The organism is Gilliamella sp. M0364 (assembly GCF_016100565.1).
In the GTDB taxonomy this organism is placed as follows: Bacteria; Pseudomonadota; Gammaproteobacteria; order Enterobacterales; family Orbaceae; genus Gilliamella; species Gilliamella apis.
On the sequence record NZ_JACFSF010000009.1, the window covers coordinates 19,851 to 33,051 of the forward strand.

The 13,201-nt window shown below is 34.8% G+C and carries 9 protein-coding genes and 1 pseudogene; 7 read left to right on the forward strand and 3 right to left on the reverse strand.

The features are described from left to right. Window positions 1-11 precede the first annotated feature (11 nt). The 5 genes from H3U96_RS09635 (at window position 12) to H3U96_RS09655 (ending at window position 6,133) form a co-directional block, all read left to right on the forward strand. Window positions 12-407 carry a cytidine deaminase gene (locus H3U96_RS09635; protein ID WP_220000384.1) on the forward strand — a complete coding sequence of 132 codons (396 nt, stop codon included), beginning with the start codon at window positions 12-14 and terminating at the stop codon, window positions 405-407. A gap of 190 nt (window positions 408-597) precedes the next feature. Further along, on the forward strand, window positions 598-1,899 hold the full coding sequence (locus H3U96_RS09640) for a pyrimidine-nucleoside phosphorylase (RefSeq protein ID WP_198196440.1): 1,302 nt from the start codon (window positions 598-600) through the stop codon (window positions 1,897-1,899). A 29-nt stretch (window positions 1,900-1,928) separates the two neighbouring features. Then, on the forward strand, window positions 1,929-3,614 hold the full coding sequence (gene ushA / locus H3U96_RS09645; protein WP_198196442.1) for a bifunctional UDP-sugar hydrolase/5'-nucleotidase UshA: 1,686 nt from the start codon (window positions 1,929-1,931) through the stop codon (window positions 3,612-3,614). Window positions 3,615-3,744: 130 nt separating this feature from the next. Then, window positions 3,745-5,292 carry a YjjI family glycine radical enzyme gene (locus H3U96_RS09650; protein ID WP_198192805.1) on the forward strand — a complete coding sequence of 516 codons (1,548 nt, stop codon included), beginning with the start codon at window positions 3,745-3,747 and terminating at the stop codon, window positions 5,290-5,292. Continuing rightward, complete coding sequence (locus tag H3U96_RS09655) at window positions 5,267-6,133, forward strand: YjjW family glycine radical enzyme activase (protein WP_198192804.1); 867 nt, start codon at window positions 5,267-5,269, stop codon at window positions 6,131-6,133. Before H3U96_RS09650 ends, H3U96_RS09655 begins: the two co-directional genes overlap by 26 nt. 212 nt (window positions 6,134-6,345) lie before the next feature. Here H3U96_RS09655 and H3U96_RS09660 read toward each other — a convergent pair whose 3' ends face one another. Then, the gene (locus H3U96_RS09660; RefSeq protein ID WP_198192802.1) at window positions 6,346-7,830 is read right to left on the reverse strand and encodes a hypothetical protein; all 1,485 of its coding nucleotides are present in this window, start codon (window positions 7,828-7,830) and stop codon (window positions 6,346-6,348) included. A gap of 635 nt (window positions 7,831-8,465) precedes the next feature. Then, window positions 8,466-10,635, reverse strand: a pseudogene (locus H3U96_RS09665) (Tex family protein); the annotation flags it as partial. A 44-nt stretch (window positions 10,636-10,679) separates the two neighbouring features. Between H3U96_RS09665 and greB the strand changes: the two are divergent. Beyond that, the gene (greB, locus tag H3U96_RS09670) at window positions 10,680-11,165 is read left to right on the forward strand and encodes a transcription elongation factor GreB (RefSeq protein WP_086361063.1); all 486 of its coding nucleotides are present in this window, start codon (window positions 10,680-10,682) and stop codon (window positions 11,163-11,165) included. Between the two features lie 92 nt (window positions 11,166-11,257). Further along, entirely contained in the window at window positions 11,258-12,358 is a 1,101-nt protein-coding gene (locus H3U96_RS09675; RefSeq protein WP_198196446.1) for a YcbX family protein, read from the forward strand. Between the two features lie 255 nt (window positions 12,359-12,613). Here the strand turns inward: H3U96_RS09675 and H3U96_RS09680 are convergent, their stop codons facing one another. Then, the gene (locus tag H3U96_RS09680; protein WP_081300010.1) at window positions 12,614-13,195 is read right to left on the reverse strand and encodes a cell division protein ZapC; all 582 of its coding nucleotides are present in this window, start codon (window positions 13,193-13,195) and stop codon (window positions 12,614-12,616) included. Window positions 13,196-13,201 lie beyond the last annotated feature (6 nt).

Below are 13,201 nucleotides of genomic sequence, written 5' to 3' on the forward strand. Positions count from 1 at the left end.
GGATTATGACTATGCAAATTGAAAAATTAATCGAACTAGCAAAAACAGCACGTTCTAAAGCTTATGTACCCTATTCTAAATTTCAAGTAGGTGCGGTATTAATTACCGAAGATGACGAAGCAATTTTAGGTTGTAATATTGAAAATGCTTCCTATGGACTTGCTAACTGTGCTGAAAGAACAGCGATTTTTAAGGCAGTATCAGAAGGAAAGAAAAAATTCAAAAAATTGGTTGTGATTGGTGATACTGAAGGACCAATCTCACCTTGTGGTGCTTGTCGTCAAGTAATCAGTGAGTTTTGTGCTAAAGATATGCCGGTTATTTTAACTAATATGCACGGTAAAATCCAAGAAACCACTGTTGGAGAATTGTTGCCTTGGTCATTTTCACCGAGTGATTTAGATTAGTTTTATTATTGAACTATGTAATTGAACTATGTAATTGAACTATGTAATTGAACTATGTAATTTAGCAATATTGAAAAATAAAAAAAGCGATTGATGATAATTAACCAAGATTAGCACAATCATCAATCCAAATTTTGGATGAGAAGAATATAATCCTAATTTGCTTTATAGATATTAAGAGAGATGTGTAATGAGATTTGTAGATATTATTGAAAAAAAACGTGATGGCAATGCTCTAACAACCGAAGAGATTCAATTTTTTATAACCAACTATACCAATGGTTCTATTCCTGATTATCAAGTCAGTGCCCTACTAATGGCGATTTATTATCAAGGTATGACTTCAAAAGAGTGTGCTGACTTAACTAGTGCGATGATGTATTCAGGTGATACCGTTGACCTATCCTCAATTAAAGGTATTAAAGTCGATAAGCATTCAACGGGTGGTGTGGGCGATACAACTACCTTAGTATTAGCACCATTAGTTGCAGCATTAGATATTCCAGTAGCTAAAATGTCCGGTCGTGGATTAGGCCATACAGGCGGAACGACAGATAAATTTGAAACCGTACCCGGTTTTAAAATTGAATTAGATAAACAAGAATTTATCGATCAAGTTAATCAAAAAGGTGTCGCTGTCATTGGTCAATCTGGCAACTTAACCCCTGCTGATAAAAAACTTTATTCATTACGTGACGTAACAGGTACGGTAAACTCTATTCCTCTTATTGCTAGCTCAATTATGAGTAAAAAACTTGCAGCTGGTGCAGATGCTATTGTTTTAGATGTTAAAACTGGTGACGGTGCTTTAATGAAAAGCATGGAAGACTCAGAAAAATTAGCTCATGAAATGGTCAATATTGGTAATCAAATTGGTCGTAGGACTATGGCGATTATCTCTGATATGTCTCAACCGTTAGGCTATGCTATTGGTAATGCATTAGAAGTTAAAGAAGCCATAGATACTTTAAATGGCCATGGTCCTGCTGATTTAACTGAACTCGTTTTAACGCTTGGCAGTCAAATGGTGGTATTAGCCAATAAAGCTAAAACATTAGATGAAGCAAGAGAAAAACTACAAGAAGTGATTAAAAATGGTAAGGCTATTGAAAAATTTAAAACGCTAATTGAGGCTCAAGGTGGTGATAGTTCGGTGGTTGATCATCCGGAAAAATTAGCTAATGCTCCTTACCAAATTGATTTACCAGCGCAAAAAGCAGGTTATGTATCACGGATTATTGCAGACCAAATTGGTATTGCTGCGATGCAACTGGGGGCAGGTCGAGCAACTAAAGAAGATGTTATCGATCCTGCGGTTGGTATCGTACTACATAAAAAAGTCGGCGATAAAGTTGAAATAGGTGAAGCACTGTTAACTATTCACGCAAGTAGTGATCGTATTGATACAATAAAACAAAAACTGTATGACAATATTACTATTAGTGATAGCGCTGAACAGCCACAATTAATTTTTAAAGTAATTACGGAATAGCTTTTATAAATACGGATTCAGGAGGCATCATGCATCGTTTAAAATTAAGCAAAAAACTGTCACTACTGGTTATTTTAAGTCTGTTTTCAGTCAATTCATTCGCAGCTGTTGCTACCAAACAGTCTACAGCACCTGCTTGGGAAAAAGACAAGTCCTACTCTTTTACTATTTTACATACTAACGATCATCATGGCCGTTTTTGGCAAAATGATATTGGTGAATATGGTTTAGCTGCACAAAAAACTGTTGTTGACCAAATAAGAAAAGAAGTAACAGAAAAAGGCGGAAAATTACTTTTACTTTCTGGCGGTGACATTAATACTGGTGTTCCTGAATCTGATGTATTACAAGCAAAACCCGATTTTGTCGGTATGAATGAGGTTGGCTATGATGCAATGGCAGTAGGTAACCACGAATTTGATCATCCGTTAGCAATTATTCGTGAACAACAAAAATGGGCTCATTTCCCATTTTTATCAGCAAATACTTACTTCAAAAATACCGATAATCGTGTTTTTGATGCCTATAAAATATTTGATTTAAATAGTATTAAAGTTGCAGTATTTGGTTTAACCACTGATGACACTATTTTCCTTGCTTCGCCTAAAAATACCGATGGTGTTGAATTTCGTAAAACACTACCAGAAGCGGAGAAAGTCATTAGCCAAATTAAAAGCAATGAACGTCCAGATATGATTATTGCGGTTACTCATATGGGGCATTATGAAAATGGTGAGCATGGTTCAATGGCTCCAGGTGATGTTGAACTAGCCCGAGGATTAAAAGCTGGTGAACTAGATATGATTGTCGGTGGCCACTCGCAAAACCCAGTATGTATGGCTAGCCCTAACAAACGTATTACCGAATATGTCCCAGGAACACCTTGCGCTCCAGATCAACAAAATGGTACCTGGATTGTTCAAGCTCATGAATGGGGAAAATATGTTGGTCGTGCTGACTTCGTATTCTTAAACGGTAAAATTACCCTCAAAAATTATCAGTTAATTCCAATTAATTTGAAAAAAGAAGTTGATAACGGTAACGATACCAAGCGTCTTGAATATTACACCAGTGAAATCGAACAGGATAAAAAACTGTTGGAAACACTAAAACCTTATCAAGAACAAGGTAAACAACAATTACTCATTAAAAGTGGTGAGTTAACCGGCCGTTTAGAGGGCGACCGTAACGTAGTTAGATATCAACAAAGTAATATGGGGCAATTATTACTTAGTGCCTTTATTGAAAAGACGAATGCCGATATTGGTATTATGTCTGGTGGTATGATTCGTGACTCACTTATAGAAGGCGATATTACTTATCGTGATATTTTGAAAGTTGAGCCTTTTGGTAATAGTGTTGTTTACTTTGAATTAACCGGCAGTGAATTAATCGATTATCTTAAAGTTGCATTAGGCAAAAAACAGGGTTCAGGTGGTTATACTCATTTAAAAAATATTAGCCTAACTAAAACTGGCGATACCATCAGCGACATCAAAATTAATAATGAACCAATTGATTTGCAAAAATCATATCGAATTGCAACATTAGACTTTTTAGCCGCTGGTGGAGATGGTTACCCTATCGTCAACAACTCGCCAACTTATGTAGATACAGGTTATCGAGATGCCGATGCAGTAAAACAATATTTTGAAGCACATTCACCAATTAATGCAGCCGATTATCAACCGTCTAACTTTATTTTAGAAAAATAATTTTACGGTTTAAAACAGAAATATAAAAACTAATAGCACTGATAATCATAATTCTCAGTGCTAATAATTAAATGATTAGTCATAAAGATTTAATTTTTGCTCTCAGCATATAGGTAATATAGAGGTATTTATGAACATGACAGAATTTCAAAAGAATTGTTACGATATAGTGACCGATGCCAATTTGTCACCTAAACAAAAAGCGAACCTTCTCGCATTAGCCGCAGAAAATAATTTACCTTATGTTGATTTAGATAGTGAAACGCAAAATGCGCTCAATGAACGGATAATTTGTGATATGTACGAAGGACATGCACCGTATAAACCTCGTTATGTATTACCGGATTATGCAAAATTTCTTAAGCAAGGATCGGAATATTTAGAACTTGAACCAGCAAAAAACTTTGATGATGCACTAAATATGCTCACCATTGCTTATCATCACGTACCTTCGGTCACTGGTATGCCGGTTTATTTAGGCTGTTTAGATCAAGTGTTACTTCCTTATGTTGGCAATTTGACAGAAGAAGAACTTTATCCACGATTAAAACGTTTTTGGATTATGTTAGATCGCAATCTTCCTGATGCCTTTATGCATGCCAACATTGGGCCAACCGATAATGTGATCTGCCGAGTGATATTACGTGTCGATCGTGAACTTAAACAAGTTGCACCTAATTTAACCTTTATTTATGACGAAAATATCACACCAGAATCTTTACTTAACACCGCAATTGAGAACATTTGCCACACAGCCAAACCACATATTGCTAATAATATGATGATTAAAAAAGATTTTGATGACAAAGGTTATGGTGTGGTGAGCTGTTATAACTCACTACCTTTTGCCGGTGGTGGTAGCACTTTATCTAGAATCAACTTGAAAGAAGTCGCATTAAAAAGTAACAACATTACCGATTTTTTACAAAACACCTTGCCTTATTATTGCCAATTGCAATTGAATTTAATCAAAGCAAGATCAGAATTTCTTTATGAGAAATCGAATTTCTTCGCAAATAGCTTTTTAGTTAAAGAGGGATTAATTGACGCAAACCGATTCGCGCCAATGTTCGGTATTTATGCCATGGCTGAGGCAGTCAATATTCTACAAGAAAAATCCAACTTAACCGGCCGTTATGGTGTCGACGAAGATGCTAATCAACTGGCCACCACTATTTCTCAACAATTAGCCGACTTTATTGACAGCCATACAATTAAGCATGCATGGCAAGGTAAAGCAATGTTACATGCACAATCAGGTATCAGCTCAGATAGAGGCGCTACGCCAGGTTTACGTATTCCTTATGGTCATGAACCCGATCCAGTAACCCATATTATGGCATTATTCAAACACCATAAATATTATACTTCTGGCATTAGTGATATTTTAACGGTTGATGAAACAATAAAAAACAATCCTCTAGCCTTAGTACAAATTTGTAAAGCCGCGTTTAAATTTGGTTTCCGTGAATTTACCGCTAATATCAGTGGTAATGATCTGGTACGTGTAACTGGCTATATGGTGAGATTATCAGATATCAAAAAATACAAACAAGAGGGATCGCGAATTAATACCACCTTTTTAGGTAGTGAAGCGGCCGAAGATACTGAAAATAACAGCTACCTATGCCGAACACCTCGGGTAATCAGTCATGAACAAGTCATGGGCAATCGTTAATAAACTGTTACCCTTTTCTTGTGTTGATGGACCGGGAAACCGGTTAGTCATCTTTTTACAAGGCTGTAATTTCAAATGTTTAAATTGCCACAATCCTTATACCATTTCACGGTGTAAGGATTGTGGTGATTGCGTTACGACATGTCCACATCAAGCGTTAACATTTATCAATAACAAAGTGATTTGGCAATCTTCAAATTGTCAGCAATGTGATACCTGTATTAATACTTGTAGTTATCAATCCACACCAATGACCTATAACTACAATGTTGAAGATATTTTGCTTGAAATTCGCAAGTATTTACCTTTTCTAAATGGCATTACAATTAGCGGTGGCGAAGCAACATTACAATTACCTTTTATTGAAAAATTATTTCAAGCAATAAAACAAGCAAAAGATTTAAAGCACCTAACCTGTTTTATTGATAGCAATGGTTACTTAGTTAAAACTGGTTGGCAAAAAGTTGAAAAGGTTATGGACGGTGCGATGATCGATCTGAAAGCTTGGGATACTCAAGTGCATAAAAAACTTACTGGTCGGGATAATGATCGCGTCAAACAGACTATTGAATATCTTGCCCAAATAGAAAAACTGCATGAAGTCCGATTTTTAGTGATTCCTGAGCATACTGATTTGCAAACCAGCGCGAAACAACTTGCTAATTTTCTAATAACACTCAATCCACAAATTAAAGTCAGAATAAATGCATTCCACAATCACGGCGTACATGGCGTAGCCAAAACATGGCCAGCGGCAACACAACAGCAAATCGAATCTTTTGCTGCTAAATTAAAACATTATGGATTACAGAATATTATTTTGCCGAGTGTATATTTGTAATATTTTGAAAACAAGATCATAAACGAAGCGACTAGTGGCAATAGCTATCTACCTTAAAAGGTCTACAAGCTCAAAAAATTGAAGTTTTTCGTTTGGCTATAATATTAAGAATATATTAGAGTAATAAATTTATTTAACTAAAACGCATCAAAAGAAGTTTCATTACAAAATATTAGCAATTTTGTAATGAAACATAAAATATCGCAAAATTATCAGTACTTAACACACATAGTAAAAGCGGAATCTGGCTCTACAATAACATTACCTTCAACAGAACCAATACTATAACGCCTTGTCCAACCATTGTTATCTTTTAATTGCGACAATTCGTAAGTGAAATAAAAGTCATAAGCAACAAAGTGTTTTAAAGAATCCGTTATATCTGCCATCATATCTCTTCCTGAATTATCAATACCATTAGGCGCATATGGATACAGTTTTCCCCACTCGGATATTAATCCTTCACCGATAGCTCTTTTATAACCGTTTTGAGGTATATACCAATTTTCATTATTTGTTACACCAGTAGCTAAAAATGAATTGGTTAATTCGGCTCTAGATGGTAATCGGTCGTTATTAGCAGTGCACAACCTTTCAGCGGTATTATAATCTACCCAATTTAACTGTTGTTGGTATATATACATCCAATGATTTAATGAAAAACGATAATAAAACTGAGCTTTAGTCTGATTATTCTTTACCAATATTATAAATTGATCATCTTTTGCGGGAGCATTGTCAGTAAATTTAAATTCACTTTTTGAATTTGGATTTGAACTCCTTGCAGTACTTATTAAAGCACCATTAGGATTTTTAACTAATGTATAAGTATAATTAGATATTGCATTTACGGGTACAATTCTAAATCTTGCTTCAGGAAATGCAGTAGTAGGGAAATGATGACCTGTTGAATCAGTAGCTGAAGCTTTAAATCCTGAATGTAAAACAAATTGATCTGGATTGTAAGCATCTGTACGATTGATAGTATCTGCACCGTACGACAACCAATTATCCGTTTCGCTCCAACCACCTTTTGCAATTATGGCTAATACCCCTGGTCTAATATAACAAATACCATCGTTAGCTTTTACGGTAAATGTTTTTGAAATTTCTTTAGGCTGAGATTCGGCGGGATTACCATACTGAGTTTTAGCAGAAATACTAAAAGTAAGTTTTAGTGTTGAATCACCTTTATAAGTAGCTGAATTACAAATATTACTACCTAATGGAGCTGTTGAATCAGAAGGAATTATATTATTATTACTATCACGCCATTCAGCTGTTACACTATCCACTTTAAAATTATTGCTACTTCCCAAATAATCACCGTCAATATCAATAATATCATCATTAGTCATAGTCGAAAAATCAACATCAAACGAATACATACTTGGTGAAGTATCAAAGGCAACTGATATTTGATTAGATGAACCAGGAGTAATAACTAGAGGATCACTGTTTGGTACCTGCAATTTTAGTTGAATACCATTAAGCGCTTTTGTACCACCTGACACTTGAATCTCAGGAGCATTACCATGAATATACATTTGCGTAGTCACGGAGAATGATAAAATTGCAAATAGATTATTGGAAAAAATCAATAACATTAATAGAAATAATCTCTTTTTGAAAAATAATTTCAAAGAAATTTTTTTTAAAACAACAGTACAATTATTCATCGCTACTCCTCTACTCATAAACTTCTCCGCCTATCCGAATAAGATTATTGATTTGAAGCATTAGTGAATTAACAATTTTTATAAGTTGTTCAAAAATTGTTACCCGTTAATATCAGAGCTAAGACAATTAAAATCGTTATTTTTCTAACAGAAATTCATCCATATCTAATACACGGCTCGAACAAAATAATTTGACTACAACAATTTGCTTGTTGTTTAAGACTTAAATCGTAACATCCTAAATTTTAAAACTTGTAAAATAAGAACATCAGACAAAATTTGGAAAAGCTAAAAAGGTAAGACTCAATAAAGAAACTGAATTTGAAAACAGTTAATAATTAATTCAAATTCAGTAGTAGCATTATTATATATGATTATACTTTGATAAGGGAATAGTAAAAAAAATTATTTTCCGTTTATTAATACTAATTCATTGAAGAATTTAAAATTAAAGATACTAATTAAGTTATATCTCAATAATCAAAAAGGGGATAAATCCCCTCTTTTTATTTTGATATATAATTACTTGCCTTTTTTAAATGCCGCAGCAAATGCATTCCCCATAGCACTGTTAGTCAGCGTGGCAGCAGATTGATTTTTATTAGATACCTTATTGTTAGCCGATCTGCTACTATCAAGTTTCGGCGTAGCTGTATCATCTAAACGCATTGATAAAGCAATACGTTTTCGGGCAATATCAACTTCTATTACTTTCACTTTAACAATATCGCCTGCTTTTACTATGCTTCGCGGATCATTAACAAATCGATCTGATAATGCTGAAATATGAACTAGACCATCTTGATGCACACCGATATCCACAAAAGCGCCAAAATTAGTTACATTAGTTACCGCTCCTTCCATAATCATGCCAATTTTTAAATCTTCCATTGTTTCAATATTATCGGCAAATTGTGCGGTTTTAAATTCTGGCCGAGGATCGCGCCCTGGTTTATCTAATTCTTTAATAATATCCGTTACTGTCGGTACACCAAAATGGTCATCCACATAATCGATAGCTTTTAGTGATTTAAGATAATTCGAATCACCTAAAATGTCTTTTAAGGCTTTATGATTTTTTTCTAAAATCCTTTCAACAACAGGATAGGCTTCCGGATGAACGGCTGATGCATCAAGCGGATTTGCACCTTCCATAATTCTTAAAAAGCCAGCACATTGTTCAAAAGCTTTGGGACCTAATCGTGGCACTTTTAATAATTGTTTTCTATCGGCAAATTTACCGTTTTCGTTACGCCAATCGACAATATTTTGAGCAATTACTTTATTAAGGCCGGCAATACGTGCAAGTAGCATCATTGAAGCGGTATTTAAGTTAACCCCTACCGCATTAACCCCATCTTCAACCACCGCATCAAGTTTTTTCGCAAGTTGAGTTTGACTTACATCATGTTGATATTGACCAACACCTATCGATTTTGGATCAATTTTCACTAATTCAGCTAATGGATCTTGCAAACGTCGCGCAATGGAAACCGCACCCCGAATTGATACATCTAAATCAGGAAACTCTTGTGCCGCAAGTTCTGAAGCCGAATAAACTGAAGCCCCGGCTTCACTGACAATCACTTTCTGACCTTTTACTTCTGGATATTTTTTCTGCACATCAAGATAAAAACGTTCAGTCTCTCGTGAAGCAGTACCATTACCGATTGCGACAAGTTCAACTTGATATTTTATACATAACGCAGCAACAACCATTGCCGCTTTATCCGCCTGACCGGTATGAGGATAGATAGTTTCTGTTGCGACTAATTTTCCGGTGGCATCAACAACGGCAATTTTAACACCAGTTCGCAAACCTGGATCCATCCCCATGGTGACTTTCATGCCCGCCGGTGCCGCCATTAACATATCGTGTAGATTAGCGGCGAAAACATTAATAGCTTCTTCTTCGGCTCGTTCTCGCAGCGTAGTCATAAGTTCAGTTTCCATGTGCATTAAGATTTTAATGCGCCATGTCCAATTGATCACAGCTTTTCGCCATTTGTCGGCTAATTGATCATTAAATCTAATGCCTAAATGTTCGGTGATAATCTGCTCACAATAGCTTTCTTTAGGTGCTTCTTCATATTGAGGATCTGCATTTAAAGAAAGTTGTAAAAATCCTTCATTTCGACCACGAAACATGGCTAAGGCCCGATGTGAAGGCACTTTTGAAATAAGTTCACTTTGAGCAAAATAATCTCTAAATTTAGCGCCCTCTTCTTCTTTACCGGTAATAACTTGAGAGACAAGATGGGCATTATTCCAAAGATAATGACGAACTTTAGCGAGTAAAGTCGCATCTTCAGCAAAACGCTCCATTAAGATATAACGTGCACCATCTAATGCAGATTTATTATCAGCTACACCTTTTTCTGGGTCAATATATTTTTCAGCTTCTGCTTCTGGATTGAGATCTGGGCGTTGCCATAAATCATCAGCAAGTGGCTCAAGACCCGCTTCTATGGCTATTTGTCCGCGTGTGCGACGTTTTGGCTTATAAGGGAGATAGAGATCTTCTAATTCGGTCTTACTAAGGGTATTGGTAATTTTTTGGCTTAATTCAGAGGTTAATTTACCTTGTTCCTCAATTGATTTTAAAATCGTTAGTTTACGATCTTCAAGTTCTCGCAAATAACTTAAACGACTATCCAAAGTACGTAACTGGGTATCATCTAATCCTCCCGTTACCTCTTTACGATAGCGAGCAATAAATGGCACGGTGCTTCCATCGTCTAATAATTGAATGGCTGCTAAAACTTGTTCTGGTTTTACGGTTAATTCACCCGCTATAATATGGCTTATTTGATTATTTATCATGGTATCTCTGTATATCTTGTCGATTAACGGAATTTAAATTCATCATGCAAAAAGCTAATTATATAACAAGAGAAGGCTACTTGGCACTCGATCGTGAACTGAAATATTTATGGAAAGAAGAAAGACCTAGAGTAACCCAAGCAGTATCTGATGCAGCAGCACTCGGTGATCGTAGTGAAAATGCCGAATATATTTATGGAAAAAGACGACTAAGAGAAATTGATAGACGTGTACGATTCTTGACTAAACGCTTAGAGATCTTAAAAATTGTCGATCCTGATCCGCGTCAAGAAGGTAAAGTTTTTTTTGGCGCTTGGGTAAAATTAGAAGATGATTCAGGAAAATTACATATTTATCGAATCGTGGGGACCGATGAATTCGATCCGAAGAAAAATTGGATATCCATCAATAGCCCTGTTGCCAGAGCGTTAATAGGTCATAAAATTGATGATGAAATATCAGTTGTAACACCTAATGGTAAAACGTATTACGTTATTGTTGATATCAGTTATCAAAAATTAGATGATTAAGTAAATTAAAATAATTTACCGTATTTATTCTGCTACTATGAGAAATTGGCTATATAATTTTATTTAATAATAAATTTAAATTTTTAAACATAATGATCAAAGTTAACCAACTATTTATCTATCCGATTAAATCAATGCAAGGTATTGCATTAACAGTAGCCAATAGTATTGATGGTGGTTTTGAACATGACCGCGTTTTGATGTTAAGTGAACCTGATGGCACTTTTATTACGGCTAGACAATATCCAGAACTGTTGAAACTAAAAACCACATTACACAATAATCAGATAGAGGTTTCGCTGCCAACTAACCAATCAATAATTATTGATTTTGATGAGTTTTCATTAAGCAATGAAGCCACAGAGGTCTGGGGAAATCACTTCACTTCCCATATTGCACCAATAAAAGTTAATCAATTTTTTAGTCATATTCTCGAAAAAGATGTACAAATACGCTGGATAGGTAAACATCTAACCAGAAAAACTAAACGCTATCCTGATGTACCGGTAAGCTTTGCTGATGGTTATCCTTATTTATTATTAAATCAATCTTCATTCAATTATCTGCAACAACAGTGCTCGGAAAAATTAGATATTCGCCAATTTCGTGGCAATATTATTATTGATGGAGCTACTCCGTTTGCTGAAGATGGATGGAAAACGATTAAAATAGGCGAAGTAATTTTTGATATCGTTAAACCTTGTACTCGTTGTGTATTAACCACATTCAATATCAATTCAGCCAAAGCATTACCTAATAATGAACCATTGAGAACTTTAAGTTACTTTAGAGCGGATCGAGAAGGTAAAATCGATTTCGGCATGAATATGATTGCTCGCAATCATGGCACTGTATCTATTGGTGATAAAATTGAGATACTTGAGCGGCAACCAGCTAAAAATTACATAAAAAACTTCCCTAAACAAGCAACAAAAGATTCTCAACCGTGTACAATTACATTCGAAGATAAAAAAATTGTTGGTAATAATCAGCAAACAATTTTAGAACAACTCGAACAACATCATATTTCACTACCTAATTCTTGTCGAGCCGGAGTTTGTGGCCGCTGCTCAGTATTATTAAAAAAAGGCAATGTAGAATCATTAACTCAATCGGCAGTAAAACAAAATAAACGTATTCTTGCTTGTAGTTGTATACCAAAAGGTGATATCACTATAGAACTGTCAAAATGAGAATAACTTTTCTTGCAGAACGAGAAATTTATTAAAATTATAATATAGATAAAAGGTTATTATGGATGTTTAGAAAGTTATTTTTATTTTTATTTATATTTCTGTGTTCGCACTCTACAACTGTACTTTCTTTGAATCATTATAAAATGCGATTTAAGCTTTTTTTCAATAATATTAAATTGATACTAAGATTACCATGTTATAAATGAATAAATGAGTAGAGGTAGCTACTCATTTAAAATAAAATTATGTTAATTAAGAAATAGCTTTTAATTCTAATTGTTCATGCTCAGAACCTATTGAATTTTCTGTTTCTACTAGTGTGTTAACTAAAGCTAATCTGTCATTCATTACTTTGATTGCTTCTGAAAAGTAAAAGGTTTTGTTCATCGCTATAAACGTTGGTTGAGCAATAATACAAAGTGAGGCGTTCTCACCCGCTTCAACCACCAATAAACATATTTGTTGGCCAGTTTCTTGCATATTTACAGTAACAATATCTGCCACTTTAGGCTGGTAAAGCATTGGCTGTTGAGAAAAATACCAGCTTTTAGGCATTTGTGGCTTTAAAAAGTTTGCGGCAACAATTGCATTAATGGATAATTCAATTTTTTGTGAGTCAGTTAACGCCAATGATTGACAGCTATCATAAAACTGGTAGTAAGCCGTTGCATCATCAACTGAAAAAGAAAACTCATTAAATACATCTGGGATTAATATTTTGCTAGCATAATTACAACGAAATAGCATTTCTGATGAAATTTCGAGCATTAAACTGTCATATTCATTATCAAAATACCAACGCCAGCTATCTGTTGGTCGAAAAGCCATTTTCATTGATAT

Coding starts and splice junctions, on each gene's coding strand:
- H3U96_RS09635 (WP_220000384.1), top strand. CDS start 12: ATGCAAATTGAAAAATTAATCGAACTAGCAAAAACAGCACGTTCTAAA.
- H3U96_RS09640 (WP_198196440.1), top strand. CDS start 598: ATGAGATTTGTAGATATTATTGAAAAAAAACGTGATGGCAATGCTCTA.
- ushA (WP_198196442.1), top strand. CDS start 1,929: ATGCATCGTTTAAAATTAAGCAAAAAACTGTCACTACTGGTTATTTTA.
- H3U96_RS09650 (WP_198192805.1), top strand. CDS start 3,745: ATGAACATGACAGAATTTCAAAAGAATTGTTACGATATAGTGACCGAT.
- H3U96_RS09655 (WP_198192804.1), top strand. CDS start 5,267: ATGAACAAGTCATGGGCAATCGTTAATAAACTGTTACCCTTTTCTTGT.
- H3U96_RS09660 (WP_198192802.1), bottom strand. CDS start 7,830: ATGAGTAGAGGAGTAGCGATGAATAATTGTACTGTTGTTTTAAAAAAA.
- greB (WP_086361063.1), top strand. CDS start 10,680: ATGCAAAAAGCTAATTATATAACAAGAGAAGGCTACTTGGCACTCGAT.
- H3U96_RS09675 (WP_198196446.1), top strand. CDS start 11,258: ATGATCAAAGTTAACCAACTATTTATCTATCCGATTAAATCAATGCAA.
- H3U96_RS09680 (WP_081300010.1), bottom strand. CDS start 13,195: ATGAAAATGGCTTTTCGACCAACAGATAGCTGGCGTTGGTATTTTGAT.